The organism is Vibrio sp. 10N.222.55.A1 (assembly GCF_041473835.1).
Classification (GTDB): Bacteria; Pseudomonadota; Gammaproteobacteria; order Enterobacterales; family Vibrionaceae; genus Vibrio; species Vibrio crassostreae_C.
Genome location: NZ_JBFRSX010000014.1, coordinates 42374 through 65730, shown reverse-complemented (window position 1 = coordinate 65730; position 23357 = coordinate 42374). Strand labels below are relative to the sequence as shown.

Sequence of the window (23357 nt, the reverse complement as noted above, 5' to 3'; positions counted from 1 at the left end):
CTAATTAGGCGGCTTAATTACCAACAGCTTGTACTATACGTATCTGCTTTTCGTCCGGTATTTCTTGGTAAGACAAGACTCGCAAGCTTGGGATCGTGTTCTTCACGAACTTAGCCAGAGTCGAACGCAACACGCCAGAGGTCAATAGTACCGCGGGCTCACCTTTCAGCTCTTGCTCTTGTGTAGCGTGGCTGAGAGAGGTCTGTAAACGTTCGGCTAAACCAGGTTCAATACCAGCAGATTCTCCGCCGGATGCCTGCATGGTTTGATGCAAGATTTGTTCCAGCTCAGGAATCAAGGTTATCACTGGTAACTCGGGCTCTATACCATTGATTTCCTGAACAATTAATCGTTTCAATGAGATGCGAACCGCCGCAGTAAGTATGTCAGGTTCTTGACTCTTACCTGAATACTCCGACAAAGTTTGGACTATGGTTCGAATGTCACGAATTGGAATCGCTTCATTCAGCAGGTTCTGTAGCACTTTCACAACCACACCCAACTGCAATTGATCCGGTACAAAACCTTCCACCAGCTTAGGTGTTGAGCGGCTGAGCATCTCAAGTAAGTTCTGAACTTCTTCGTGGCCAATGAGCTGCGATGCGTTGTTGGTTAGCAGCTGGCTAAGGTGTGTCGCCAGTACTGTAGAAGAATCTACAACGGTATAACCTAGAGCTTGTGCGTGTTCACGCTGCTCTTCACGAATCCAAACCGCTTCAAGGCCAAAGGCAGGGTCAATCGTCGGCTCGCCATCGATCATGCCATAGACTTGGCCCGGGTTAATCGCGAGCTCCATGTCTGGCTTAATCTCAGCTTCACCCACAGCAACACCCATCAGGGTAATACGGTAGCTGTTTGGTGTCAGTTCTAGGTTATCGCGAATGTGTACCGCTGGGATCAAGAAACCAAAGTCTTGAGACAGCTTTTTACGCACACCTTTAACGCGTTCAAGCAATTCACCACCTTGGTCTCTATCAACCAAAGGAATTAAACGGTAACCCACTTCTAAACCAATAATATCGACAGGTTGAACATCATCCCAAGAGAGCTCCTTCTGAGAGCCTACTTCTCCATTCGCTTCAACTGTCGCCGGAAGGTTAGGCTCTTCCGCCTTCTTCTTGTTCTTTTTATCGATGTAATACGCCCCCGCGCCTGCAACGATGGCAAGGCTCAAGAACGAGAAATGTGGCATACCCGGAACAATACCCATGATGCCAAGGATGGCGGCGGTGATCATCAAGGCTTTTGGATTGTCGAACATCTGGAAGACAAGTTGCTCACCCATATCTTCATCAGTATTTTGGCGCGTTACCATCATCGCAGCTGCAATAGACAGTAATAGAGATGGAATTTGTGCAACCAGACCATCACCGATAGTCAGTAGCGTGTAGATTTCGATTGCTTCACCAAAACCAAGATCAAACTGAGCCATACCAATGCTCAAGCCACCAATGATGTTGATGAATAAGATTAAGATACCAGCGATCGCATCGCCTTTAACAAACTTAGAAGCACCGTCCATCGAACCGTAGAAGTCAGCTTCTTTGGTGACTTCAAAACGTCTCAGACGCGCTTGGTCTTGGTCGATCAAACCTGCGTTCAAGTCGGCATCGATTGCCATCTGTTTACCCGGTAAGGCGTCTAACGTGAAACGCGCGCTTACTTCCGAGATACGACCCGCACCTTTGGTTACAACCATGAAGTTGATGATCATAAGAATCAAGAACACCACTAAACCAACCGCGTAGTTACCACCGATAACCACGTTACCGAAGGCTTCAATCACGTTACCTGCCGCGTCGCCACCTTCGTGACCATGGAGCAATACCACACGTGTCGAAGCAACGTTCAAGGCCAATCGAAGTAGAGTCGCAATCAGCAGGACGGTCGGGAATGCAGCGAAATCTAAAGGCCTGCGGGTATAAACCGATACCAATAGCACAACCATAGACAGTGCAATATTGAAGGTGAAGAACATATCCAACAAGAAAGCTGGAATGGGCAACACCACCATAGCAAGCGTTGCAAGTACCATAACAGGTGCACCAATCGCAGGCATGGCACGGTTAGGGATTTTAGGTAGCTTGTCCACAAAAGGCAGGGAGAATTTCATAAATCTAGACAGTTTCGCTATGTTGTAGCTCTCTGAACAAGTGGATTAGGTCTTAGTCAGGGCTGTTTGCTATGGGCTTATAATGTTCAGGCTACTACAGCAAACACTGTACCAACATCTCACGTCAAATTATCGCCATCACCTCTATAAAAGGAAGATTAGCTAGCTCGCTATTATCAGGGTTCATCACGCAGAGCTCAAGCAATTGATCTAATGACGTAAATCAGGTGGGATCGGCATATTAGAATCTTGCAGCTTTGGTCGCTCACCACCTCGTTTTCGGTACTGTTTAAGCTGGAAAACATATGCAAGCACTTGTGCAACTGCTGTAAACAGACCGTCAGGAATTTGTTGTTCTAGCTCAGTGGTATGATAAAGCGCCCTCGCCAATGGCGGCGCTGGAACGATATAGATGTCATTTTCACGCGCAATCTCTCGGATCTTCATCGCCATGTGGTCGACACCTTTAGCAACCACAATTGGTGCTTTGTCTTGATTCTGCTTGTAGCGCAGCGCCACTGAGAAGTGCTCTGGGTTGGTGACTATCACGTCCGCTTGCGGCACATCGGCCATCATACGACGCTGAGCCGCCTCCCTTTGCAACATGCGAATTCGACCTTTCACCTCAGGCTTACCCTCGGTGTCTTTGAATTCGTCTTTCACCTCTTGCTTAGTCATCTTCAGCTGATCAGCGTGTTGCCAAATCTGGAATGGGATATCAATCGCCACAACAATCAACAAAGAACAACTGATCAACAGAATAAAGTTGAGCAAGATATCCAAGGCATGGAAGATGTTTTGTGGATAGACGTCCATGCTCAGCTGCATTAAATCATGCTGAGAGGCTTGAATCAGATAAATCGCCATCCCCGATACGAGCGCTACTTTAAGAATAGACTTGAGCAGTTCAACCCAACTTTGCAGGCCAAACATACGCTTGATACCACTCAGTGGGTTGAGCTTAGACGCCTTTGGCATCGCCGCTTGCATTGAGAAGTTAATCCCACCGACACCCGCAGCGCCGATGACGGCAGCAACAAACAAAGTTATCAGTATCAAAAACAGCGGGAACAGCAGGTTCACCAGTGCACCACCAGCGATTTCTAGGAGTTTGTTAGTGTCAAAGATCTCGTCGCGACTCAAAGAGAACAGGCGTTGCATCGCCTCGAACAAAGCCTTCGCCATCGATTCGCCAAACCACATTAAAGCAATCGCACCGACAATTAATACCGATGCTGACGCTAGCTCTTTTGACCTTGCAACCTGCCCTTTCTCTTTGGCTTGTTGCAAGCGTTTGGGCGTGGCGTCTTCTGTGCGTTCTTGACCGTCTGACTCTGCCATTTCAGTCTCCTAGCAATCTAACCGGATTAGACGACATATCTGTTGTTCGCCCTGCATCCAGAATAGCTCATAGTGACTATACAAGCCGCCAAGGATGTACCAACAAAGTAACAGACCCACGAGTAGCGCAAATGCAAAACCCAAAGAAAAGATGTTTAATTGAGGTGCCGCACGCGTCATTACACCAAAAGAAAGGTTAATCGTTAGCAGCGCAATAATCCCCGACAATGACATCGCTAATGCCGTTTTGAACATGATGCCGAGCCACAACGCGAGCTCTCGAAAATCCACAGAGGTTAGAGAGCCACTGCCAATCGGCAAGGTCTTAAAACTAAACACCACCAGCTGCAGCATTTTCAAGTGACCATCGGTCGCCAAAAAAAACATGGTCGCTAGCAGCATGAACAGCTGACCAAGTACCGGCGTGTTTTGCCCGTTAGCCGGGTCGACCATTGATGCAAAACCCAAGCTCGATTGCATACCGAGGATCTGACCCAGCATAACAAAGGTTTGAATCATGAACTGGGTAACAAAACCCATGGCCACGCCAATCACAATTTGCTCGAAGACAGTCAGGAAGCCTTGAAAGGACAGAAGTTCAATCTCTTTGGGAACGGCCGGAATCGCAGGCATCACCGCAAAAGTGATCGCCAAGCCTAAATACAGACGAATACGCGGCGACACGAAGCGTGCCCCTGTTACCGTCATCACCATCAGCATCGCTGAGATGCGAGTGTATGGCCAAAAATAATTGGCTAACCACTCTAGTACAAGGCTCGTTGGGTATTCCATATCGGTTTAATACAGAACTTGCGGCAAGCGTTCGATGAGCTCAAAAAAGAACTCCATCATCATCTGGGTCATCCAGTGTGCGAATAGCATCAACGCCAACAAAGTTACGATCAAACGCGGCAGGAAACTCAGGGTTTGTTCGTTGATTGAGGTCGCAGCTTGGAAAACAGCCACAACCAAACCGATCAGCAGGCTAGGAATAATGATGGCGCAAACCATGATTAATACCATCCAAAGGGCATCTCGGAACAACTCTACGAATATTTCAGGATTCATTATTCCCCCAGCTACAAGGCAAAACTGCCGGCGAGTGTGGAGAGTATCAAGTTCCAGCCATCAACAAGAACAAACAGCATCAACTTAAACGGCAGCGATACAATCATCGGTGACAACATCATCATACCCATAGCCATCAATACCGATGCCACCACCAAGTCGATGATTAGGAAAGGCAAGAACAGCATAAATCCGATTTGGAAAGCCGTTTTTAATTCCGATGTGATAAATGCTGGAATCAGAACCGCCATCGAAACATCTTCAGGGTTAGTCACTTCCGCGCCAGAAATATCAACAAAGGTTTCAAGATCTTTGATTCGAGTCTGCTTGAGCATGAAGGATTTAATCGGTTTTTGGGCAACATCAAATGCCTGTCGTGCCGATATCTGTTCATTAAGATAAGGCTGAACTGCTTGTTCGTTAACTTGATTAATCACTGGCGACATGATGAAGAAGGTCAAGAATATCGCGATACCAATAATGACTTGGTTAGACGGTGTTTGTTGTAGACCCATCGCCTGACGCAAGATAGACATCACAACCACAATACGAGTGAACGATGTCATCAAAATCACCATCGCCGGCAAGAAGCCAAGCATGGTCATTAACGCGAGAATTTGCAGGTTAATCGAGTAGTCTTCACCGCCATTGGCATTGGTTGTCATGGTAAAGGCAGGTATGCCGCCACCATTGCCAGTCAAGCTGCCCGTGGTCATGGTTGTCGATTTGGCTTGGTCTTGTTCCATCGTGCTGATAGTGACCGAATCCGAGCCAGCGGTATTCGCAGGAATGACGGTGCCGTCTTCAGCTTGTGCAAATACCGACACACTGAATACGATTGAGCATAGGAGAATAAGCTGAACCAACCACACTTTCACCGCTCGGAAAGCTCCGGCTTGGTGAAAGTAAGAGGAGTTCAAAAGTCCGTTACTTGTTTGCATCTTTTTTTATTAGCTGGGAAAGCTGACTTGAAAATGTACTTTTTTCCAGCATCTCCTGAGTAAGAGGTTTATCGAGCTTAGAGATCAGCTGAATCGATTGTGTGGTAATCCCTACCAAGAACTGTTCATCACCCGCTTGCACAATAGCGATACGCTCTTTAGTACCAACAGGGATTTGCCTAACAATCGCCAAACCTTGTTGATTCGACATCGCAGGTACTTGCATTCGCTTGAGTAGCCAAGCAATAAATAAAATGAAGGCTATAACGAAAATTAGCGACCCAAAGGTGGTCGCTAAATCGAGAGAAGGCGGTGTTGCTGCAAAGGCAATGGAAGGAGCCGTTAATAGCCCTACTCCCAAGATTCCTCGTAACAAACCTGTCATTCCGAGAAAAGAGCCCGCAAGTCTTTGAGACAAAAAGCTCATTAACGCAGCTTCTTAATTCGTTCTGTTTGGCTAATAACGTCAGTCAAACGAATACCAAACTTGTCGTTCACCACAACCACTTCACCATGAGCAATCAAGGTACCGTTTACCATCACATCCAGTGACTCACCAGCGATTCGATCTAGCTCAACAACCGAACCTTGGTTCAACTGAAGTAAATTACGGATACTGATCTGAGAGCGACCAACTTCCATCGAAATAGTCACTGGAATATCCATAATGGTATCCAGCTTACGACGCTCATCTTCAGAAATCGGAGATGATGAATCGGTTAGCTCATCAAGTGGTGCCGCAAGCACATCATCAACATCAATTGACGGCGCTGAAGGATCTTCACCAAGTGCTGCAGCCCATTCGTCTGCTAGCTTTTGATCTTCACTAGGTTCCATTACCAATTCCTATACTTTTATCTATTTTACTATTCGTCGTCATCATCACTGTTTTCGAGCTCAGACAATAAGTCTTTACCTAGAAAAGCGAGATCAGTTTTAACCACATGTGGTCTTTGAATTTTTTCCGAAATCTGTACTGCAAGCTTCTCACCAGAACGGCCCATTTTCACACGATAAGTCGGCAGTTCTTCGACAAACATGGTTGCGTGCTCAGGCATGTTCATTGGGATAACATCACCAGGGCGCAGCTCCATCAGATCACGAAGGGAAATATCTTGCTCTAGCAAATTCACGCGGAAATTGACGGGCACATCCATGATCTCATCACGCAGTGCGGTACTCCAACGAACATCGGTTTCCATCTTGTCTGATTGAACACCCGCATCAAGCAGTTCACGGATCGGCTCAACCATGGAGTAAGGCATGACAACGTGGAAGTCACCACCACCGCCATCCACTTCAATGTGGAACGAACTCACAACAATCACTTCGGTTGGGCTCACAATGTTCGCCATACTTGGGTTCACTTCGGAATCCAAGTATTCAAACTCAACCCCCATCACTGGCGACCAAGCTTCTTTGTAATCTTCAAAAACAATTTTCAGCAGTAACTGAATGATTCGTCTTTCAGTAGGCGTGAATTCACGACCTTCAATCTTGGCGTGGAAACGACCATCACCGCCAAAAAAGTTCTCTACGAGAATGAAAACCAGACGAGCTTCCATGGTGATGAGTGCCGTACCTTTCAATGGACGGAAACGAACCATGTTTAAACTGGTGGGTACATACAATGTGTTTTGGTACTCACCAAACTTCATCATCTGTACGCCGTTGATCGACACTTCAGCCGTTTTACGTAACATATTAAACAAGCTGATACGCATATGACGTGCGAAGCGCTCGTTAATAAGTTCAAGGGTCGGCATTCGACCACGGACGATTCGATCTTGAGATGAGAAGTCGAAATTGACCGCATTGTCATTTTCGGTTTCTAAGACATCTTCAACTTCTTCAACATCATCAACGCCATGTAACAGCGCATCAATTTCGTCTTGGCTTAATAAATCGGTCACAAATTACCTATTGAATTACGAAGTCAGTGAATAACACTTTTTCAATCACAGGCTGGCCAACAGCTTGAGCCAGGCTTGCTTTAATATCTTCTGTTGCCTTATTACGCAGTTCCACGCGGCCTGTTGGTGAGCGCAATTGATCAACCGTTGCCGAAGCGAACGTGGCCAGTAGCGTACTTTCTACAAGTGGAGAGTGGTAACGAGCCAGGTCTTCATTCTTACTGCCACGTACCATGAGCTGTGCTTTTATCTGAACTAGGCGATCTTTTTTGTCACCTGTCACATTAAACAAGAAGGGCTGAGGAATATTAACATACATAACCGGCTCTGCAGCGACCACAGCCGTTGCTGGCTGAGACTGAGATTCAGAGGCGCTATCGTCAGAACCTAAGAAAAAGTACAGCGCACCACCTATACCAAGCAGTAACACAACTACGGCAATAATAATTATAAGGAGCTTGCTCTTCCCTTTAGGTGCATCTTGTTCTTCGGCCATATCTTACTCTAACTTCCTGTTCTTGCGATTAACTGATGGTTCTTTTTATTAACTGGTTTTTTCTATTAACCAAGCGTTCTTAGCCTGATATTAGGCATAATAACTAATTCCATCACGCTTTGATGCGACATTCAATTCAAGATTGCTGCCACTATCAAGGTTTTCATCACCTTGCGTATCATTTGTGCGGTTAGCGCCGGATTGTTGCTCACCATTGTTGTATCTATCTTGTCCCTGACCGGAGTTCTGTTGTTGAACAGACGAATCGGCAAGCTGCAGACCTTGCTGAGCAAGCATCTCTCTCAAGCGAGGTAAGGTTTGTTCAATCACATCTCTCGCTTGCTGATTACTCACCGTAAAGTGCACGTTTGCCACGTCATTATTCATGGTCATGCGGATTTTCATTTGGCCCAATTCTGGTGGGTCGAGACGAATGTCCAAGTTCTTAAGGTTCTTAGACATCATCATTTGTACTTTTTCAGCCACTTGCTCATTGGCTAGCTCTTTGGTGAGCTGTAAGGGCGCTTGTTGAGCAGCTTGAATTTCAGCTCGCGTAGGTGCTGAACCCACCGTTGCCGTACCTTGTGCACCAGCCGCAGAAGCGATCTGCTGAGCAAAGGTCGAATCTTTAGAATCTTCTTTAGCACCCGCTTTACCCAAACCAGACAGTGCTGCTGCACCGGCGCCCGCTTTAAGAAGCGTATCAGTCGAGCCTGCTTTTGTGGCAGCTGGCGTTGCATTCATCGCCATTCCTTGCGCGGTTAAAGCTGGATCCAACGTTGCTTGCTGCTGAGGTGAAGCCACATTAGCTTGTTGAGCTGCGGCCTGTTGGGCTGCATGTGCATTATTGGCGTGCAGCATTGCCGCCTTGTCCGTAAGAGCATTGTTTGCTGATTGAGAAGCGGCCTGCGCTGACACTTGTTGTGTAGCCGTCGCTACAGCTGCTGTTGATGCTGCCGCAGCTAAGGCTTTAGTTTCGCTTGAATCCGTATTATCCCAATCGATAGCAGTGGGTTCACCAGACGCACTGTTCGCAGCCGGAGCTTGACTTAGCAAAGCTGTTACTTGTTGTTGAACGTTAGCGAGCTGTTGATTCAACAGGTCTAGGTTAGAGGTCGCTTTAGCCAAAGCGGCTTGCTCATCAACCGTCAGCTTAGCGCCACTTTGTTGCTTATCAAGCAAGCTATCGACAACAGACTGCTCTGATTCGATTTGTCCATTCAATTGGTTTAGCGCTTTGGTATGGGCATCTACTTGCTTTGCCAGTTCAATATCCACGGCTGACAATGCTTGGCTCTGCTCGGCAGCAACCGCACTAGCTGCATTCTTTTGGCTCAGCTCTCGGCTCATACTGGCTTCAATTTGTTCTGGAGTGACGCCTTTATCCATCAACTGTCGGATTTCAGTATCAGTTAGCTGAGAAACACCCTTACCTCCGGTAAGTACAGCGATTTCAGAATCGACTTCAAGGCTCTTCTCCTGATTTGCAGCCTTAGCTTGTTGTGTCGCCTTATCCGTAACGGAAACTCCTGCAACAGAAGCACCGGTGATATTACCTTGGGCTTGTTCTACCTGACCTTGCTGAGGCAAGCCTTTGCCGTTTGGCGCTTGATTTAGGGTTTTGTTTGCCTCATCCAATTGACCAAGCAATTTATTGCCTTCGCTCATCGCTGCATTGGCTTGCGATGCCTGCGTAGCACCATCTACCGCTGATGGACCCTGAGTTTGGGATTGAGCAATATGTTCTTTAGATTCGTTAGTCGTATCCTGCGCATCTTTACCATCTGCCTTATCTGCAACAGTCTTATCAGCGACAGTGCTATCAGTGCCCGAATTGGCTTTGAGCTGAGCCTCAGATCCAGACGCAGCCTCTGCTGATGTTTTATCAGCAGCTTTCTCGCCTTCTACTTCTGAAGCTGCTTGCTTGCTTTGCGCTTCGCTCACTTCGTCAGTAGCCTTTGATTCAGCGAAATCACCTTTGTTCGCTTCGGCTGACGCTTCACCTTCGGTAGATGTCTGTTTAGTATCAGGTTTCGCAGTGCTTTCTGTGTCTTTTGCTGCGACTTTACTGTCACTTTCTTCAAAGCCGAGCGCTTCTTTAAAGGACTCAAAGAAACCTTTAGAGTCGCCGGTTTCTTCTACCTTGGAAGAGGCAGAACCGGTGTCCAACAACGATGACATTTTGTTGGTCGCTGAATTTGAGGAAAGACTAACATTCATATATACAAGCTCTATCTACTAGCTTTGCTGCCATGAATCAGGCAACAAAAAGAAAGTCGGATGCTTTTCATGCCTTTGGTGGACATAACGCGCAATTTTATATAAAACGGAGCAAGAAACATGCCTATAAGTTCGGTTTTCACAATATAGAGAACAGCACTGACGTCATTCGTGGCTTAGGATCACATCTTCTTTCGGCTGTATAACAGAGTCGAAAACTCATCCATTTGCTTTTGTTCTCTTCGATCTTGCAGCTTTGCTTTCTCTTTCTGCTTTTTCTCCATCAACCACTCGTAGGATTTACGTTTTTTGCGTAACTCCATCCAGTAGCTTTGGCAGTTGTCGACTTGATTTTTAAAGTGGTGCTCGGCTTCTCTCTGTTTGGATAATGTTTCATCCAACTGAGTTAAGAAGCGGTTCAAGTGACCATATTGGCTCGCCGTTAAGCCTGCCTTGCCGCGGTCAACGAGCTGCTGACAGTAATCCAGTCGATACTTTTCAATCTGCGCAACCTGCTCATAGTAGCCTTGCAGCTCAGAGTTCGCTTTGTTGAGCGCAAGTACCGCTTGGTTCTCTTGATCTTTGGCTTGATCGAGCAAAAATTCTAATGCGTTATCCATGACTAACCTTATTCACCCGTTAGCCACCCAATACATGTTTCAACATGTTGACGCACATGTCGTATGGGACGGTCTCTTTCATCTTCTGCTGCAAGTACTCATCCAGTTTTGGTTTCAACGTGAAGGCACTATCGATTGCTGGATCCGTTCCTGGCTTGTAAGCACCAATCGACACCAAATCTTGGTTTTTACGGCAGATAGACAGCACTTGCCTTACCGCTTTCGACATCAAGACATGTTCTTCAGTGGTGATTTGCGGCATAACACGACTGACGGATTTCTCAACGTCAATCGCTGGGTAGTGACCGGCATCGGCCATCTCACGAGATAACACAACGTGACCATCGAGAATTGCTCGCGACGCATCCGCAATCGGATCTTGTAAGTCATCGCCTTCGGTTAACACGGTAAAGAAAGCCGTGATAGAACCTTGTTCATCATTGCCGTTACCTGCTCGTTCCACCAGCGCAGGAAGCTTAGCGAAGACTGATGGCGGATAGCCCTTGGTTGCTGGCGGCTCACCCACAGACAGAGCAATTTCACGCTGAGCTTGAGCAAAACGGGTCAATGAATCCATGAGTAGCAGAACATCTAAGCCTTGGTCGCGGAAGTACTCGGCGACAGCCAACGCGGTTTGACAGCCTTTTAAGCGCATCAATGGTGATGAGTCGGCAGGAGCGGCAACAACAACCGAACGCTTACGGCCATCTTCACCAAGAATCTCTTCAATAAATTCTTTAACTTCTCGTCCACGCTCACCGATTAGGCCTACGACCACTACTTGCGCAGTTGTGCCTCGAGTCATCATGCCCAGAGTTACGGATTTACCGACACCAGAGCCAGCAAACAGACCTATACGTTGCCCTTTACCCACGGTTAGCAAACCATTAATGGCTTTCAAGCCGACATCGAGTGGTTCAGAAATCGGTTTACGAGCTAACGGGTTGATTGGCTCCGCATTAAATGAAGCGCGTTGCTCTGTATAGATTGGACCTAAACCGTCGAGTGGATTACCTACGCCGTCGATCACTCGACCGAGCAGTTCCATTCCAACAGGGATACCACTTTCGGTAGTCATTGGCGTGACGCGAGCGCCAGGTAAGATCCCGGTGATTTGCTCACTCGGCATCAAAAATAGGTTATCGCCAGAGAAACCGACGACTTCGGCTTCCATCTGACCAGACATGGTTTCGACTAAACACAAACTGCCGATTGGCGCTTTACAGCCGGTCGCTTCAAGCGTTAAGCCAACAACGCGTACTAATTTACCAGAGGCAATTGGTCGCGATTTTAGCCCCTCGACTTTGTACTGACTGAGACGATTCGCTAACTCAAGCATTACTCATGACCTTGGTGACGATTTGCGCCGCAGAAATTTTGAATAACGTTCTTTACACGATCTTCCATGCGGTAGTTAACGCTCGACTCACCCGCTTCAATTTGTAAATCACCACGGTTGAGTGCTGGCTCTGCGACCAGCGTCCAATTACGGCAGTCCAATTCAGTCTCGCCATACGCAGAGCGAATGATCGCCACATCTTCCGGATTGAGTTTCAATGTGATTGCGTGACCAGAAATCGGCAACGACTCTACCGATTCTTTAACGGTATCTAATATGATTTGTGGGTTGGTTTGCACTTCAACATGAACCACTTCTTTGACCATGGTAAGCACCATGTCGACCAATTGCTTCTCCACCTGAGCGTTCATCAACTCTAATGGTTGAGCGAACTGGTTTGCCAGCCCCATGAAGACGGCCACCTGCTGTTGAATGTACTCTTGACCCGCGGTTACGCCTTCAAGCTTGCCGGCTTCGTTGCCTTCTTCGTGACCGGCAGCAAAACCTTCTTCTTTGCCTTTTTCATAGCCTTGCTTAAAGCCCGCCTCTTGGCCTTGATGCAGCCCTTCCTGATAAGCGCCTTGTTTAATCAGCTCGATTTGCTCTTCAGTCAGAACCAGCTCTTCATCTTCAATGGCTTCTTCAACCGTTGGCATCCAACTAGGGTCGTAGTTAAAAGCGGTTTCTTTGGCTTGTTTGCTCACGTCAGAGGTGTAGTCAGGCAGCCCCCATTTCTGAGGTTGGGCAACCGTATTATCTTCTTCAGGGCGAAGGAAGCCGCGTTTTCTATCACCTGACATATCAGTACCTATCTATGAGTGGCTTAACTGTATTGTGAATTCAAGCAGTTAAACTGAGTTAATCTGTGGTTCGAGATTGGATAAAGAAAAGCCCCAACAGTGTGGGGCTTTTGAGATTTCTGTATTAAAGGAACTCGTCGGCGCCACCAGACAGCATAATTTCGCCACTGTCTGCCATCTTCCTCGCGATACCCAAAATCTCTTTCTGAGCCGCTTCAACATCAGAGACTTTGACTGGCGGCATCGCCTCAATATCGTCTCTCATCATATCGGCAGCACGTTTAGACATGTTCTTGAAGATCTTCTCACGTAGACCTTCATCTGCACCTTTAAGTGCTTTCTGTAGAATATCTTGTGGAACATCACGTAGTAGTCGTTGAACACCTTGGTCATCAACTTCAATAAGGTTTTCAAAGACAAACATCAGATCTTGAATCTGTGTTGCCATGTCTTCGTCTTGGTCACGGATTTGATCCATCAAGACGCCTTCCACGTTGTTATCCATGTAGTTCATGATCTCAGCCGCGGCTTTCAGGCCACCAATTTTGGCAGCTTGAGCACCCGCTTGACCCGCGAACTGTTTCTCCATGATTTCATTCAGTTCAGCAAGCGCCGAAGGTTGAACTTCTTCAAGGTTGGCAATACGCATCATCAGATCCAGACGAACTCGCTCTGGGAACTGAGACAGGATCTCAGCCGATTGATCGGCATCGAGGTACGACAACACAATAGTTTGAATTTGAGGGTGCTCGTTGATGATAATGCTCGCCACCTGACGAGGATCCATCCACTTAAGCGAATCCAAACCTTTCGAACCTGTGCCGAGAAGGATTTGGTCAACAAGGTTATTCGCCTTGTCTTCACCCAGAGCAGCAACTAACGCATTACGCATGAAGTCTTCGCTGCCCATACCAATGTTGGTGTACTTCTGAATATCATCTAAGAAAGCACGGTGCACAGCGCCTACTTTCTCTTGGGATAGGTCTGTAGCTCGCGCCATCGCACTACCCACACGCTGAACCTGCTTTGGCTCTAGGTGACGAATAATACCAGCAGCATCTTCTTCATTTAAACTGAGCAACAAGATCGCAGCGCGCTCATCGCCTGAGATAGAGCCGATATCCACGCTAGAGACATCAAGCACTTCACCGCCTTCAGTTTGTTGTGGAACTATTTCGTTAGCCATCTACCATCCAATTCTTAACTACTTGAGCTGCTAGCTCTGGTTCATTCGCTACAAGTGCACGTACTGCTTTCAGCACGTCCTCGTCTTTATGAAGGTTTGGTAAGTCGATACTTGAACCAAATTCAAACAGCTCACCACCTTCAATATCACCACCAATTAAGCTGGTTTCGCCGTCGGCACCAATTGGCATGCCATCAGGTCCGTACATCTGTTCATCGTTGTCTGCTGCTGGGTTAAGCAGTTTCTTCATTGCAGGGCGAACAAGTACCAACACCACCACAATGATAACCAAGGCACTTGCAAACCAACGAACCCAATCATTGAAGTTTGGATGCTCCCAGATTGGCACATCAGCAACAACATCTGTTACTTGAGGTGCAAACTGCATGCTTAATACGTTGAGCAAATCACCACGAGTTTCATCAAAGCCCACCGTACCAATCAGTACTTGGCGAATCGCATTGATTTCGCTCGCCGGGATTGGCGTATGAACCACTTCACCCGTATCTGGGTTCAAGGATTGGCGGTCTTTGATCGCAACAGAAACCGTCTGACGATTAACCGTGCCGCTCTGTTTACGTTCATGACTGATGGTGGTGTCTAGCTCAAAGTTTCGAGTCGCTTCTTTGTGAACAGAGCCTTGACCTGTCATCGCGCCGTCTTTCATCTGAGCCACATCTTGTGGAATTGAGGCATCCGCTGGAGGCTGGTTACTCAACGCACCCGGAATACCCGCCACCGTATTTCCATTGTTGTAATCTTCTAAGGTGTATTCACTTCGAGTCGCCGGTGTATTCGGATCAAAACGTTTTCTGGTTTGCTCCACAGCACTGAAATCGAGCTGGATATCAACCTGAGCGGTGTAGTTACCAAACCCAAGAATAGGAATCAGGATGGAGTCAATTTTTTCACGCAGCGCTTGTTCTTGATTGCGCTCTAACTCGTGTTCTTTACGACGCGCCGCTGACATAGGGTCTTGAGAGCCTGAGCTCAACAATCGGCCATGCTGATCGGTCACCGTAATACGTGAGGTTTTCATTCCCGGAACGGCACTTGCCACCATATCCACAACAGAATCAACTTCTTGCTGCTTGAGGTTAGTACCTGTTTTTAGAGTTAGGAATACAGAAGCAGAGGCTTCTTGATTATGACGTACAAAAACACTCTGCTTCGGCAGGGCCAATAAAACCTGAGCTTTACGCACCTGTTTCATCTGCTCAATGGCTTTGGCAAGTTGTCTTTCGCGGCTTAATTTAAGGCGTTCTTGTTCTAAACGTTGTGATACACCAAAACCCATGTCTTGCATGAGGATGTCATCACCCGCGTTTCGCTCTTGATTCAAACCCGCTCGTACCATATTAAGCTTTAATGAGTTGTACTCACTCGCCGGTACTGAGATGGTATTGCCTTCAAGCGTGTACTGGATCTTTTGCAGATCCAAGTAATCAAGAACGGGGATCAATTCTTCTGTTTCGTAAGCCCCTAATGGACGCATTTCTGGCTCTTTTACCCAGAAAAACAGCATCACAATCAGCGCTACACAGATAGAGATAGAAAGGACTAAGACGACCTGACGAAGTAAATCGAGATCACCGACAGCCATATCGAACTTCGATGAACTGCGTTCACCTAGATCGGGATTTTGCCCTTCTCCGTCTAGCTCAGAGCCTGCAATCAGTGCGTGGTCGTTGCTATCGCTTACGGTTAAATCTGTTGTTTGACTATTATCTGCCACTATTTAACTACCCAACTTATACCGGCATATTCATCAGCTCTTTGTACGATTCGACCAATTTATTTCTAATTTGGATCGTCGCCTCAAAAGCCACACTAGATTTATTACGAGCAATCATCACGTCCGATAGGGATACGCTTTGGTCGCCACTATCAAAACGAGCTTGAAGATCACCTGAGGTCTTTTGTAATGAGTTCACATTATTGATGGCATTAGTCAGCATGTTGCCAAAATCTGCACCGACCGCTTGCCCCGTTGCTGCGGGACGCGCGCTGGCAGCTTCGACCATCATCGCCTGCATTTCGCCTTGTAAACCATCTATTCTCATCTACTACCTCAGGAGTCAAAATTATGACCATCTATTTAGCTATATTATTGACAGAGCAATTAGCGTGCCACACATTTAATTGACTAGATATCGTATTACACTAGTCAGAAAGCTGACACTACTAATCTATCCTCAGTTTGGGATATCTATTCCAGCATCGCGCATTTTAGCCAACTTGTAACGCAGTGTACGAGGGCTAATGCCCAGTTTTTCAGCCATATCTTTGCGTCGACCATTACATGCAATCAGGGTTTCAAGAATGATCGCATACTCTTGATCTCTAAGCTCATTACCTAACCCTTCGCTGCTAGCCGCGATTTTATTGATTGGGTTTGCTTCGGCAATAGGCTTGATTTCTGGCGCAGCTACGTCAGTGCCTTCGACGATTTGTTGTAGGCTGCTTGCGTCTTGCCAATCGACACCTTCAAGAAGGATATGCTCACCAGAGATGTTCTCTTGTTCGCTCAATATTAACGCACGCTGTACCACATTGTCTAATTCGCGAACATTGCCCGGCCACGGATAATTGACGAGTTTACTGATCGCTTGTGCTGACATAACGGGTACAGGCATACCAAGTTTGGTGCAGTGGCGCTCGACTAAGTGCTTGGCTAAAGGCTCAATATCGCCTTTACGCTCGCACAATGGAGGCCAAGAAATTGGGAATACATTCAGGCGGTAGTATAAATCCTCACGGAAATTCCCTTCAGAAACATACTGTTTAAGGTCTCGGTTACTGGTCGCTAATACACGAACATCCAATTTGATGCTCTTACGACTACCTAATCGCTCAACTTCGCGCTCTTGCAAAACACGCAGTAGTTTGGCTTGTAGGCTAAGATCCATTTCACTGATCTCATCCAACAGAATTGTACCGCCCTGCGCTTGCTCGAATTTCCCCGGGCAAGCTTGAATAGCGCCAGTAAATGCGCCTTTTTCATAACCAAACAGGGTCGCTTCTAACATGTTGTCTGGGATCGCCGCGCAGTTAATCGCGACAAACGGGCCATCTTTTCGGCTAGAAGCATTGTGAATGTAGCGAGACATCACCTCTTTACCAGAACCACTCGGGCCCAACACCATGACGTTGGCATCGGTTTTCGCAACTTTATCAGCCAGCATCATTAGCTTGATACTTTTTTCATCAGCAACGATAGCGTCGCCGTTGTCATCCGACTTTACAGGCGCATAACGGCTGACCATGTTGAGCAGCACTTCTGGCGCAAATGGCTTTGCCATATAGTCGATAGCGCCCTCTTTCATTGCAGCAACGGCATCTTCGATGTTGGCGTACGCTGTCATTAGCAATACCGGCAAATTTGGCCAATGCTGCTTAATGTTTCTCAATAGTGCCAAGCCACCCATGCCCGCCATCTGCACGTCAGATACGACAATATCAACGGAGTTCGATTTTAATTTGACCAGAGCATCTTCCGCACAATCCGCTTCCAGCCATTCATAGCCAGCAAGCGCGAGTGTGTCGACAAGGGCTTCGCGTAGACCTTCATCATCTTCGACGATTAACACTTTGCTTTGAGCCATAGGATTCTCCAGTGTAAATTCAGTTAAAACTTATTAGTCTTCAGAAGAAGCACTTCTTTCAAGCGGTAGACACATGGTAAAGCATGCGCCGTCGCCTTCTTCTGATATCAATTCCAGTCGGCCTTCATGTGCTCGACATACCATTTGTACAACCGCTAAGCCTAGACCTGTACCTTGTGAACGAGTGGTAAAGAAGGGTTCCATTATTTTACCTTGAAGCTCTTTCGGTACGCCGGGGCCACTGTCTTGCACTGATATCTTAAGCTCGCCATTTACGGGCCTAAAAAACACATCGATCTGCGATTCCTTACCCGCAATTTGAACCGCGTTCAACACTAGGTTGCTTAACGCTGAGGCGATAGCATTGGCGTTGCCGAACATTTGAGTCTGTTCGCCCTCAACTTCTTGGCAATAATCAATCTGGTTAGTTTTCAATGCCGCTTCCACCATAGGGTGAAATTCAGTGATCAATTCAGCCACAGTAAATGGCTTAACGACTTTGTTGTCACCACCTTTGGCAAACAACAGCATGTCGTTCACTTGCTTCTCTAAGTCATGCAATCTATCCATAAGCTTAGATTGAAAACGCGTTTTTGTTGCCGGCGGCAGATTTGGCGCGGCAAGGTTTGATGCATACAGCATCGCACTTGAAAGCGGCGTTCGCACTTGATGGGCAAGCGAGGCCACCATTCTACCTAATGAAGACAAACGCTGAAGATCACTCACGCGAGACTGCAATAGTCGGGTCTCGGTCAGATCGGTAATCAAAATCAGCTGACCCGTGGTAGAGGCTGAAATCGCCAAACGCACTTTTCGCCCGTTCTTCAATGAGATCTCATGACCGTCATCGTCTTTTGGGTCAAAGGCACTTTGAATCACTGAAAACCACTTCTCGCCAACCAACTCAACACCAAGAATACGATGCGCTTCAGGGTTCGCTTCTCTCACTTCGCCGTGTGTATCTAACAAGATAACCCCAGCTGGCATCACGTCGAGTACTTGCTTATAGCGCTCAACCTGCTGTTCAACAGAATCTAGGTGTGATTGATTTTCTGGTTCGTTAGATACGCGCATGTCAAAAATTTGCCTCAAATACTAAAACAGCCTGAGACGTACAACACGAGTCAGGCTATTTGCTATATTTATCACATAGTTAAGCAAGCAACAACTCGACTATGGTTTATCTGTTCACTTAGCTAGAGTTACCAAATAGCTAAAAAGTGTGTACTAGTTTTTCGTTTTCATCGAAAACTGGGCACTAGCGCTGCAAGTTATATTTACGCATTTTTTCAACCAGAGTGGTTCTACGCATTCCAAGCATGTCAGCAGCACGAGCAACAATGCCGCCCTGCGCTTCCAACGCTTGATTGATCATATTCACTTCCATATCCGCGAGTAGCTCTTTCAAGTTAACCCCTTCTGGCGGTAACTCTTGAGGCGCATTAGCATTGTCGGCAATATCATCTTGCTGGTCAAAACTGAAATCTTCTGAGAATAAGTCAGCAAGTGCATCACGCTCTTGCTCCTCTTCAGATCCAAAGCTATTAAACTCTGGCTGGAACTCAGGGATATCGCTGTATCGATATTTAGTTGGCAGGTGATTCACATCAACCAAGCTGTTTGGATACAAGATAACCATTCGTTCAACCAGGTTCGCTAGTTCACGAACGTTACCTGGCCAGTAATGCTCCATCAAAGAGTTGATAGCACGAGCCGTGAAACAGATAGGCATGCTGCCTTCCGCTTCCATTCGAGTCATCAGCTCTTGAAGCAACAGTGGAATATCTTCTTTACGATCTTGAAGCGCCGGCATTTCAATCGGGAATACATTTAAGCGGTAGTAAAGATCTTCACGGAACGAATCATCGTCGATCATATCTTCAAGGTTGCGGTGGGTTGCCGCAATCACTCTAACATCAGCTTGTATGGTGCTATTGCCACCTACACGCTCAAAGCATCGCTCTTGCAGTACTCGTAGCAGCTTAACTTGCATCGCCATCGGCATATCGCCAATTTCATCAAGAAACAGTGTGCCACCTTCAGCCAATTCAAAACGGCCTTTACGTGCGGTAATCGCCCCAGTAAATGCGCCCTTCTCATGACCAAACAGTTCACTTTCAAGCAAATCAGGTGGAATCGCGCCACAGTTTACAGGAACAAAAGGCCCTGAACGACGTTTAGAGTGATAGTGAATGTTACGCGCTACGACTTCTTTGCCTGTACCAGATTCACCAAGAATCAGCACGTTCGCTTCCGTAGAAGAGACTTGTTCAATTAAGTGACGTACTTCTTGAATGCCAGCACTTTGTCCTACTAGGCTGCGAAACAGGGTGTTCTTGCGTGCCGAAGACACAACTTGAACACCTTTACGGCCTAAGAAGTCTTTACAGTGTCTTAATGCATCACTTAATTGCGGGTAGTTAAGAGGAAGTTCAAGCTCACCAACATAGTTAGTCAACTCGTCAACCGGGTGATTGTTTTTGCCAATCACCAGTAAAGGGATGTGATTGGCGTGAACAAGCTTCTCATTCAGTAATGCGTTGAAGCCTTTACCTTTAATGGTACCAATAATGCAGCCGGCCCACTGTAGTGACCAGTCAACTTTACGTGCTTGTTCAGAGCTGATTACTTCGCAGCTCTCTCCTACAAACTCTAATATTGTGCTTAAATTGTGACGATCTTGAGCGTTATCGTCGACGACAAGCAGTTTTGCCAAACCTTGCATAAGTAGGAATTATTGCCTTTATTTTGGTGCGATGCGGAAAAACGGTGAGCAACGTAGTCTATAAAACAGTGAGATGTATCAATGATTATGGTCTACGTGGACAAATTTAGGAAATCAGCAACGAAAAAAGCCATTAGGCTATCTAATGGCTTCTATTTTATTTGATTAAAAAAATAAGGCAACCAACCAATTAAGGGATATGAGATTGGTTAAAACTGCAATTTTTCTTTAAATACCTACGTCAGCGGACGTCAAGTTGTGATATTCGTTCGGAATTTGGTCCCAAGCGCTCTTAATTTCGCGAATAATATCGATAACATCATCAATAGGCTGTGGGTCATTTTTGTGATTTGCCGCAGAAATTTGCGTGATCATGAACTCATAAAGTTGATCTAGGTTTTTCGCAATATCGCCACCATCGTCCATAGATAGGCAACTACGTAGGCTAATAATGATATCTAGAGCCTTACCAAGTCGCTCACCTTTCACTGGGATGTTGCCTGCTTGCATTGCCGCTTTGCCTTGAATCAAACGCTCGATAGCACCGGCCATTAGCATTTGTACAATCTTATGCGGTGAGGCAGCCGTTAGCTGACTATCCACTGATACCTTTTTATATGCCTGTAAAGAACCGCGCATAGTAAACCTCTTCTATAAAAACTTTTTGTATTGTTGAACTGATTTAGCGCCGTGACGATATTTATGTAGGGTCTTACCTACTCGACTCGTCTCAGACTGCATCAATTCGACTAATTTTCTGGTTCTGGTAATGGCTTCAAACCATTCAGAACTTTGCTTAACGTCGGGATGTGAGTCGATTATTTGAAGCACGTTTTGCAATAACTGTTCTCTGTTATCGACAAGCTGCGTTATTTCTTCAGCATTAATTTCACTAAATTCCAGTTTAGAGATAATTAGTTGATCGAGTTCACAAAGCTCTTGTAGCTGGCTATTCATCTATTAGCCCAACGCATTCATCATACTGCCCAGCTGAGATTGCATCTTACTGGTCGCATCTTGCATGGCTGTGAACTTAGAGTGGGTACGGCTCTCTAGGCTGTCCATGCGGCGGTCGAGCGCGCTTTGGTCATCAACCAAACGGTAGTTTTGCTCGACCAAGCTCTTTTCTCTAGTACGGATTGAACCCGTGATACCTGTGATACCTTGAATCGCATCTTCCACTTTTTTGGCGAAACCGTTGTTGCCACCAAAGAACTCACCCAACTTATCAAAGTTATTGTTGAGTTGACGGTCAAGCATATCGTAGTTGATTTCTAGCGAGCCTTGTCTTGTGGTGGTGATACCGAATTCAGTCAAAGACTTTAGATTGTCTGGCGCACCTTCGATACTTGATGAGAACACCCCTTTCAATCGGGAGTCGGCGTTACGCACTGTACTGTCACCAGAGAGCGGGCCTTTTTGACCAGTCGTTGGATCAACACCCGCGAGGTCTTTCGACACTTGATAGAACTGGTTATAAGAGCTCACAAAGGATTCGATATCTTGGCGAACACTGTTACGGTCGTACTCCACACCAATTTCTGCCGGCGGCTTATCTTTTGGCGTTTTTCCTTTCACCGTAATATCAATACCTTCAATGGCATCTTCAATCACATTGTTATTACTAGAGAGTTGAGCAACACCATCTAGGACAACCATAGAATCTTGGCCAGCCTGAACTTCAGTCATTCCACTATAGGTATCAAAAGATTGCTGTGCTTGTTCAAGATCTGCTTGCGCTTTATCGACCTTCTCTAAGAGCTCGCGCTCTTCGGGTTCTAATTTGGCACGCTCAATTTTCTTGGCTTGCTCTGCGGTGAGTTCGCCTTTTTGAACTTTCTCAGCCAACTCCGCTTTTTCTTGTGAAATCTTCTCTTCGATACGCGCTTGCTCAGCCTCAAGCTTTTGTTGGGCTTCTTTCGGTGTCACGTATGAATCGGTCAGAGTACCTGAGGCAGCATTTGACCACCCCGGCACATCGGGTGCCTTCTCTATCGCTTTTTCATCAAGCTCAAGTTCTGGTGTGTAGTAAGAATCTAAAAGCGTACCTGACGCGGTTTCAGTCCAGCCAGGGATATTATCTTCAGGCATCACAGACTTTGCTGCTTGAGCTGCGTCTAGGGCGGCTTGGCCGTCGGCGGCTGCTTGCTCACCGTAGCTGAGACTTTTAGAGTCTCCGTCAACATCTGAAGTAGAATCGGTTTGGGCTGCTGGGATGATATTGCCATCTTTATCGAGTGTTTCATTCGCATTTGGGTCATCGCTAGCGATCACTTCATCGATGAGTTCAACGGCTTTTCCTGCAGGGGTTAGAGCTAGAATATCTTGAGCAGCAACGCGCGCTTTCTCTAGCGCTTTAACACGTTCTTCAAGCGTTTTGTATTCGAGTTTTTTTAAGGGATTGGCAGCATCTGACTCAACATTAATGCTGATCTGCTGATCTGAACCAGACTGGTTCGAGGCAATAATAAGTCTTGGACCTTCGACATCGTTGATAATAGATGCACGAACGCCTGGGTTGCTATCTGCACCGTTGATACCACGAACAACTTCGATAAGTCTCGATCTGTCGCCAACTTGCACGTCAAAGCTGTCATCACCAAGCGAAACCTGCAGCTTACCTGGGCCAAATTTCATGTCCTCTGACAGTACATCAGAAGCCACTTTATGGCTTTGGGCAAGCTGCAACACATCGATGGCATATTTGCCAGCGATCGCTTCGGTAGTCGCGGTTGCAGAGACAAGCGCTTCATCGGTACTTTCCACTGTTCGCACAGCAAAAGCTTTTTCCTGACGAAAGTTTGTCATCAGGTTTTTCATCGAATCAAGGGATTCTCTGAGTCTTCCATAGGCACTAATGCTGGTATCGATTCGCGTTCGTTCATTGTCGATTCGTTGCTGTTTAGGTACACGCTCCGAATCAACAATTTTGCTGACCATGGAATTGATATCCATGCCAGACGAAATCCCCATTGGGCCAAAACTCATTA

At 46.6% G+C, this 23357-nt stretch carries 22 protein-coding genes; all 22 read right to left on the bottom strand.

Annotated elements, in window-relative coordinates; genetic code table 11:
* Positions 1–13 precede the first annotated feature (13 nt).
* The 22 genes from flhA to fliD all read right to left on the bottom strand — a co-directional run bounded on the left by flhA (position 14) and on the right by fliD (position 23355).
* Positions 14–2113: a flagellar biosynthesis protein FlhA gene (gene flhA / locus AB4493_RS04330; protein WP_017064115.1), complete on the bottom strand. Its 2100-nt coding sequence runs from the start codon at positions 2111–2113 to the stop codon at positions 14–16.
* Between the two features lie 210 nt (positions 2114–2323).
* Positions 2324–3454 (bottom strand): flagellar biosynthesis protein FlhB, encoded by a 1131-nt coding sequence (gene flhB, locus AB4493_RS04325; RefSeq protein ID WP_017064116.1) that lies wholly within the window; start codon positions 3452–3454, stop codon positions 2324–2326.
* Positions 3455–3463: 9 nt separating this feature from the next.
* Positions 3464–4246 carry a flagellar biosynthetic protein FliR gene (gene fliR, locus AB4493_RS04320; RefSeq protein ID WP_017060672.1) on the bottom strand — a complete coding sequence of 261 codons (783 nt, stop codon included), beginning with the start codon at positions 4244–4246 and terminating at the stop codon, positions 3464–3466.
* Between the two features lie 6 nt (positions 4247–4252).
* Positions 4253–4522, bottom strand: coding sequence for a flagellar biosynthesis protein FliQ (gene fliQ, locus AB4493_RS04315; RefSeq protein ID WP_029235191.1), 270 nt, complete (start codon positions 4520–4522; stop codon positions 4253–4255).
* Between the two features lie 11 nt (positions 4523–4533).
* Positions 4534–5463 (bottom strand): flagellar type III secretion system pore protein FliP, encoded by a 930-nt coding sequence (gene fliP / locus AB4493_RS04310; protein ID WP_372154560.1) that lies wholly within the window; start codon positions 5461–5463, stop codon positions 4534–4536.
* A complete protein-coding gene (fliO, locus tag AB4493_RS04305; protein WP_017060675.1) occupies positions 5450–5890 on the bottom strand; it encodes a flagellar biosynthetic protein FliO in 441 nt (146 codons plus the stop codon). Before fliO ends, fliP begins: the two co-directional genes overlap by 14 nt.
* On the bottom strand, positions 5890–6300 hold the full coding sequence (fliN, locus tag AB4493_RS04300; RefSeq protein WP_004739851.1) for a flagellar motor switch protein FliN: 411 nt from the start codon (positions 6298–6300) through the stop codon (positions 5890–5892). The genes fliO and fliN overlap by 1 nt, the downstream gene beginning before the upstream one ends.
* A gap of 29 nt (positions 6301–6329) precedes the next feature.
* Positions 6330–7376 carry a flagellar motor switch protein FliM gene (gene fliM, locus AB4493_RS04295; protein ID WP_017060676.1) on the bottom strand — a complete coding sequence of 349 codons (1047 nt, stop codon included), beginning with the start codon at positions 7374–7376 and terminating at the stop codon, positions 6330–6332.
* A 7-nt stretch (positions 7377–7383) separates the two neighbouring features.
* The gene (fliL, locus tag AB4493_RS04290; protein WP_017060677.1) at positions 7384–7872 is read right to left on the bottom strand and encodes a flagellar basal body-associated protein FliL; all 489 of its coding nucleotides are present in this window, start codon (positions 7870–7872) and stop codon (positions 7384–7386) included.
* Positions 7873–7962: 90 nt separating this feature from the next.
* Positions 7963–10092, bottom strand: coding sequence for a flagellar hook-length control protein FliK (locus AB4493_RS04285; RefSeq protein WP_372154559.1), 2130 nt, complete (start codon positions 10090–10092; stop codon positions 7963–7965).
* A 182-nt stretch (positions 10093–10274) separates the two neighbouring features.
* A complete protein-coding gene (gene fliJ, locus AB4493_RS04280) occupies positions 10275–10712 on the bottom strand; it encodes a flagellar export protein FliJ (protein ID WP_017060679.1) in 438 nt (145 codons plus the stop codon).
* 19 nt (positions 10713–10731) lie between these two features.
* Positions 10732–12051 carry a flagellar protein export ATPase FliI gene (fliI, locus tag AB4493_RS04275; protein WP_017060680.1) on the bottom strand — a complete coding sequence of 440 codons (1320 nt, stop codon included), beginning with the start codon at positions 12049–12051 and terminating at the stop codon, positions 10732–10734.
* Positions 12051–12851 (bottom strand): flagellar assembly protein FliH, encoded by an 801-nt coding sequence (fliH, locus tag AB4493_RS04270; protein ID WP_372154558.1) that lies wholly within the window; start codon positions 12849–12851, stop codon positions 12051–12053. Before fliH ends, fliI begins: the two co-directional genes overlap by 1 nt.
* A 124-nt stretch (positions 12852–12975) precedes the next feature.
* Positions 12976–14037: a flagellar motor switch protein FliG gene (gene fliG, locus AB4493_RS04265; RefSeq protein ID WP_017060682.1), complete on the bottom strand. Its 1062-nt coding sequence runs from the start codon at positions 14035–14037 to the stop codon at positions 12976–12978.
* On the bottom strand, positions 14030–15772 hold the full coding sequence (gene fliF / locus AB4493_RS04260) for a flagellar basal-body MS-ring/collar protein FliF (protein ID WP_017064120.1): 1743 nt from the start codon (positions 15770–15772) through the stop codon (positions 14030–14032). The genes fliG and fliF overlap by 8 nt, the downstream gene beginning before the upstream one ends.
* A 16-nt stretch (positions 15773–15788) precedes the next feature.
* Complete coding sequence (fliE, locus tag AB4493_RS04255; protein WP_017060684.1) at positions 15789–16100, bottom strand: flagellar hook-basal body complex protein FliE; 312 nt, start codon at positions 16098–16100, stop codon at positions 15789–15791.
* 132 nt (positions 16101–16232) lie between these two features.
* Complete coding sequence (locus AB4493_RS04250) at positions 16233–17642, bottom strand: sigma-54 dependent transcriptional regulator (protein ID WP_017064121.1); 1410 nt, start codon at positions 17640–17642, stop codon at positions 16233–16235.
* 33 nt (positions 17643–17675) lie between these two features.
* On the bottom strand, positions 17676–18716 hold the full coding sequence (locus AB4493_RS04245; RefSeq protein WP_017060686.1) for a PAS domain-containing sensor histidine kinase: 1041 nt from the start codon (positions 18714–18716) through the stop codon (positions 17676–17678).
* A 184-nt stretch (positions 18717–18900) separates the two neighbouring features.
* Positions 18901–20367, bottom strand: a complete 1467-nt coding sequence (locus tag AB4493_RS04240; RefSeq protein WP_017064122.1) for a sigma-54 dependent transcriptional regulator — start codon at positions 20365–20367, stop codon at positions 18901–18903.
* Between the two features lie 228 nt (positions 20368–20595).
* Positions 20596–21006, bottom strand: a complete 411-nt coding sequence (gene fliS / locus AB4493_RS04235) for a flagellar export chaperone FliS (RefSeq protein WP_004736194.1) — start codon at positions 21004–21006, stop codon at positions 20596–20598.
* A gap of 12 nt (positions 21007–21018) precedes the next feature.
* Complete coding sequence (locus AB4493_RS04230; protein WP_017060688.1) at positions 21019–21324, bottom strand: flagellar protein FliT; 306 nt, start codon at positions 21322–21324, stop codon at positions 21019–21021.
* A 3-nt stretch (positions 21325–21327) separates the two neighbouring features.
* Complete coding sequence (fliD, locus tag AB4493_RS04225) at positions 21328–23355, bottom strand: flagellar filament capping protein FliD (RefSeq protein ID WP_017066379.1); 2028 nt, start codon at positions 23353–23355, stop codon at positions 21328–21330.
* Positions 23356–23357 lie beyond the last annotated feature (2 nt).

Bases quoted from the DNA above. Each gene is read 5' to 3' on its own strand.
- fliD (WP_017066379.1), bottom strand. From the start codon at position 23,355: ATGAGTTTTGGCCCAATGGGGATTTCGTCTGGCATGGATATCAATTCC.
- fliP (WP_372154560.1), bottom strand. From the start codon at position 5,463: ATGCAAACAAGTAACGGACTTTTGAACTCCTCTTACTTTCACCAAGCC.
- fliE (WP_017060684.1), bottom strand. From the start codon at position 16,100: ATGAGAATAGATGGTTTACAAGGCGAAATGCAGGCGATGATGGTCGAA.
- AB4493_RS04230 (WP_017060688.1), bottom strand. From the start codon at position 21,324: ATGAATAGCCAGCTACAAGAGCTTTGTGAACTCGATCAACTAATTATC.
- AB4493_RS04250 (WP_017064121.1), bottom strand. From the start codon at position 17,642: ATGGCTCAAAGCAAAGTGTTAATCGTCGAAGATGATGAAGGTCTACGC.
- fliJ (WP_017060679.1), bottom strand. From the start codon at position 10,712: ATGGATAACGCATTAGAATTTTTGCTCGATCAAGCCAAAGATCAAGAG.
- fliL (WP_017060677.1), bottom strand. From the start codon at position 7,872: ATGGCCGAAGAACAAGATGCACCTAAAGGGAAGAGCAAGCTCCTTATA.
- fliO (WP_017060675.1), bottom strand. From the start codon at position 5,890: ATGAGCTTTTTGTCTCAAAGACTTGCGGGCTCTTTTCTCGGAATGACA.
- AB4493_RS04285 (WP_372154559.1), bottom strand. From the start codon at position 10,092: ATGAATGTTAGTCTTTCCTCAAATTCAGCGACCAACAAAATGTCATCG.
- fliS (WP_004736194.1), bottom strand. From the start codon at position 21,006: ATGCGCGGTTCTTTACAGGCATATAAAAAGGTATCAGTGGATAGTCAG.
- fliQ (WP_029235191.1), bottom strand. From the start codon at position 4,522: ATGAATCCTGAAATATTCGTAGAGTTGTTCCGAGATGCCCTTTGGATG.
- flhA (WP_017064115.1), bottom strand. From the start codon at position 2,113: ATGAAATTCTCCCTGCCTTTTGTGGACAAGCTACCTAAAATCCCTAAC.
- AB4493_RS04245 (WP_017060686.1), bottom strand. From the start codon at position 18,716: ATGCGCGTATCTAACGAACCAGAAAATCAATCACACCTAGATTCTGTT.
- AB4493_RS04240 (WP_017064122.1), bottom strand. From the start codon at position 20,367: ATGCAAGGTTTGGCAAAACTGCTTGTCGTCGACGATAACGCTCAAGAT.
- flhB (WP_017064116.1), bottom strand. From the start codon at position 3,454: ATGGCAGAGTCAGACGGTCAAGAACGCACAGAAGACGCCACGCCCAAA.
- fliN (WP_004739851.1), bottom strand. From the start codon at position 6,300: ATGGAACCTAGTGAAGATCAAAAGCTAGCAGACGAATGGGCTGCAGCA.
- fliG (WP_017060682.1), bottom strand. From the start codon at position 14,037: ATGGCTAACGAAATAGTTCCACAACAAACTGAAGGCGGTGAAGTGCTT.
- fliR (WP_017060672.1), bottom strand. From the start codon at position 4,246: ATGGAATACCCAACGAGCCTTGTACTAGAGTGGTTAGCCAATTATTTT.
- fliH (WP_372154558.1), bottom strand. From the start codon at position 12,851: ATGTCAGGTGATAGAAAACGCGGCTTCCTTCGCCCTGAAGAAGATAAT.
- fliI (WP_017060680.1), bottom strand. From the start codon at position 12,051: ATGCTTGAGTTAGCGAATCGTCTCAGTCAGTACAAAGTCGAGGGGCTA.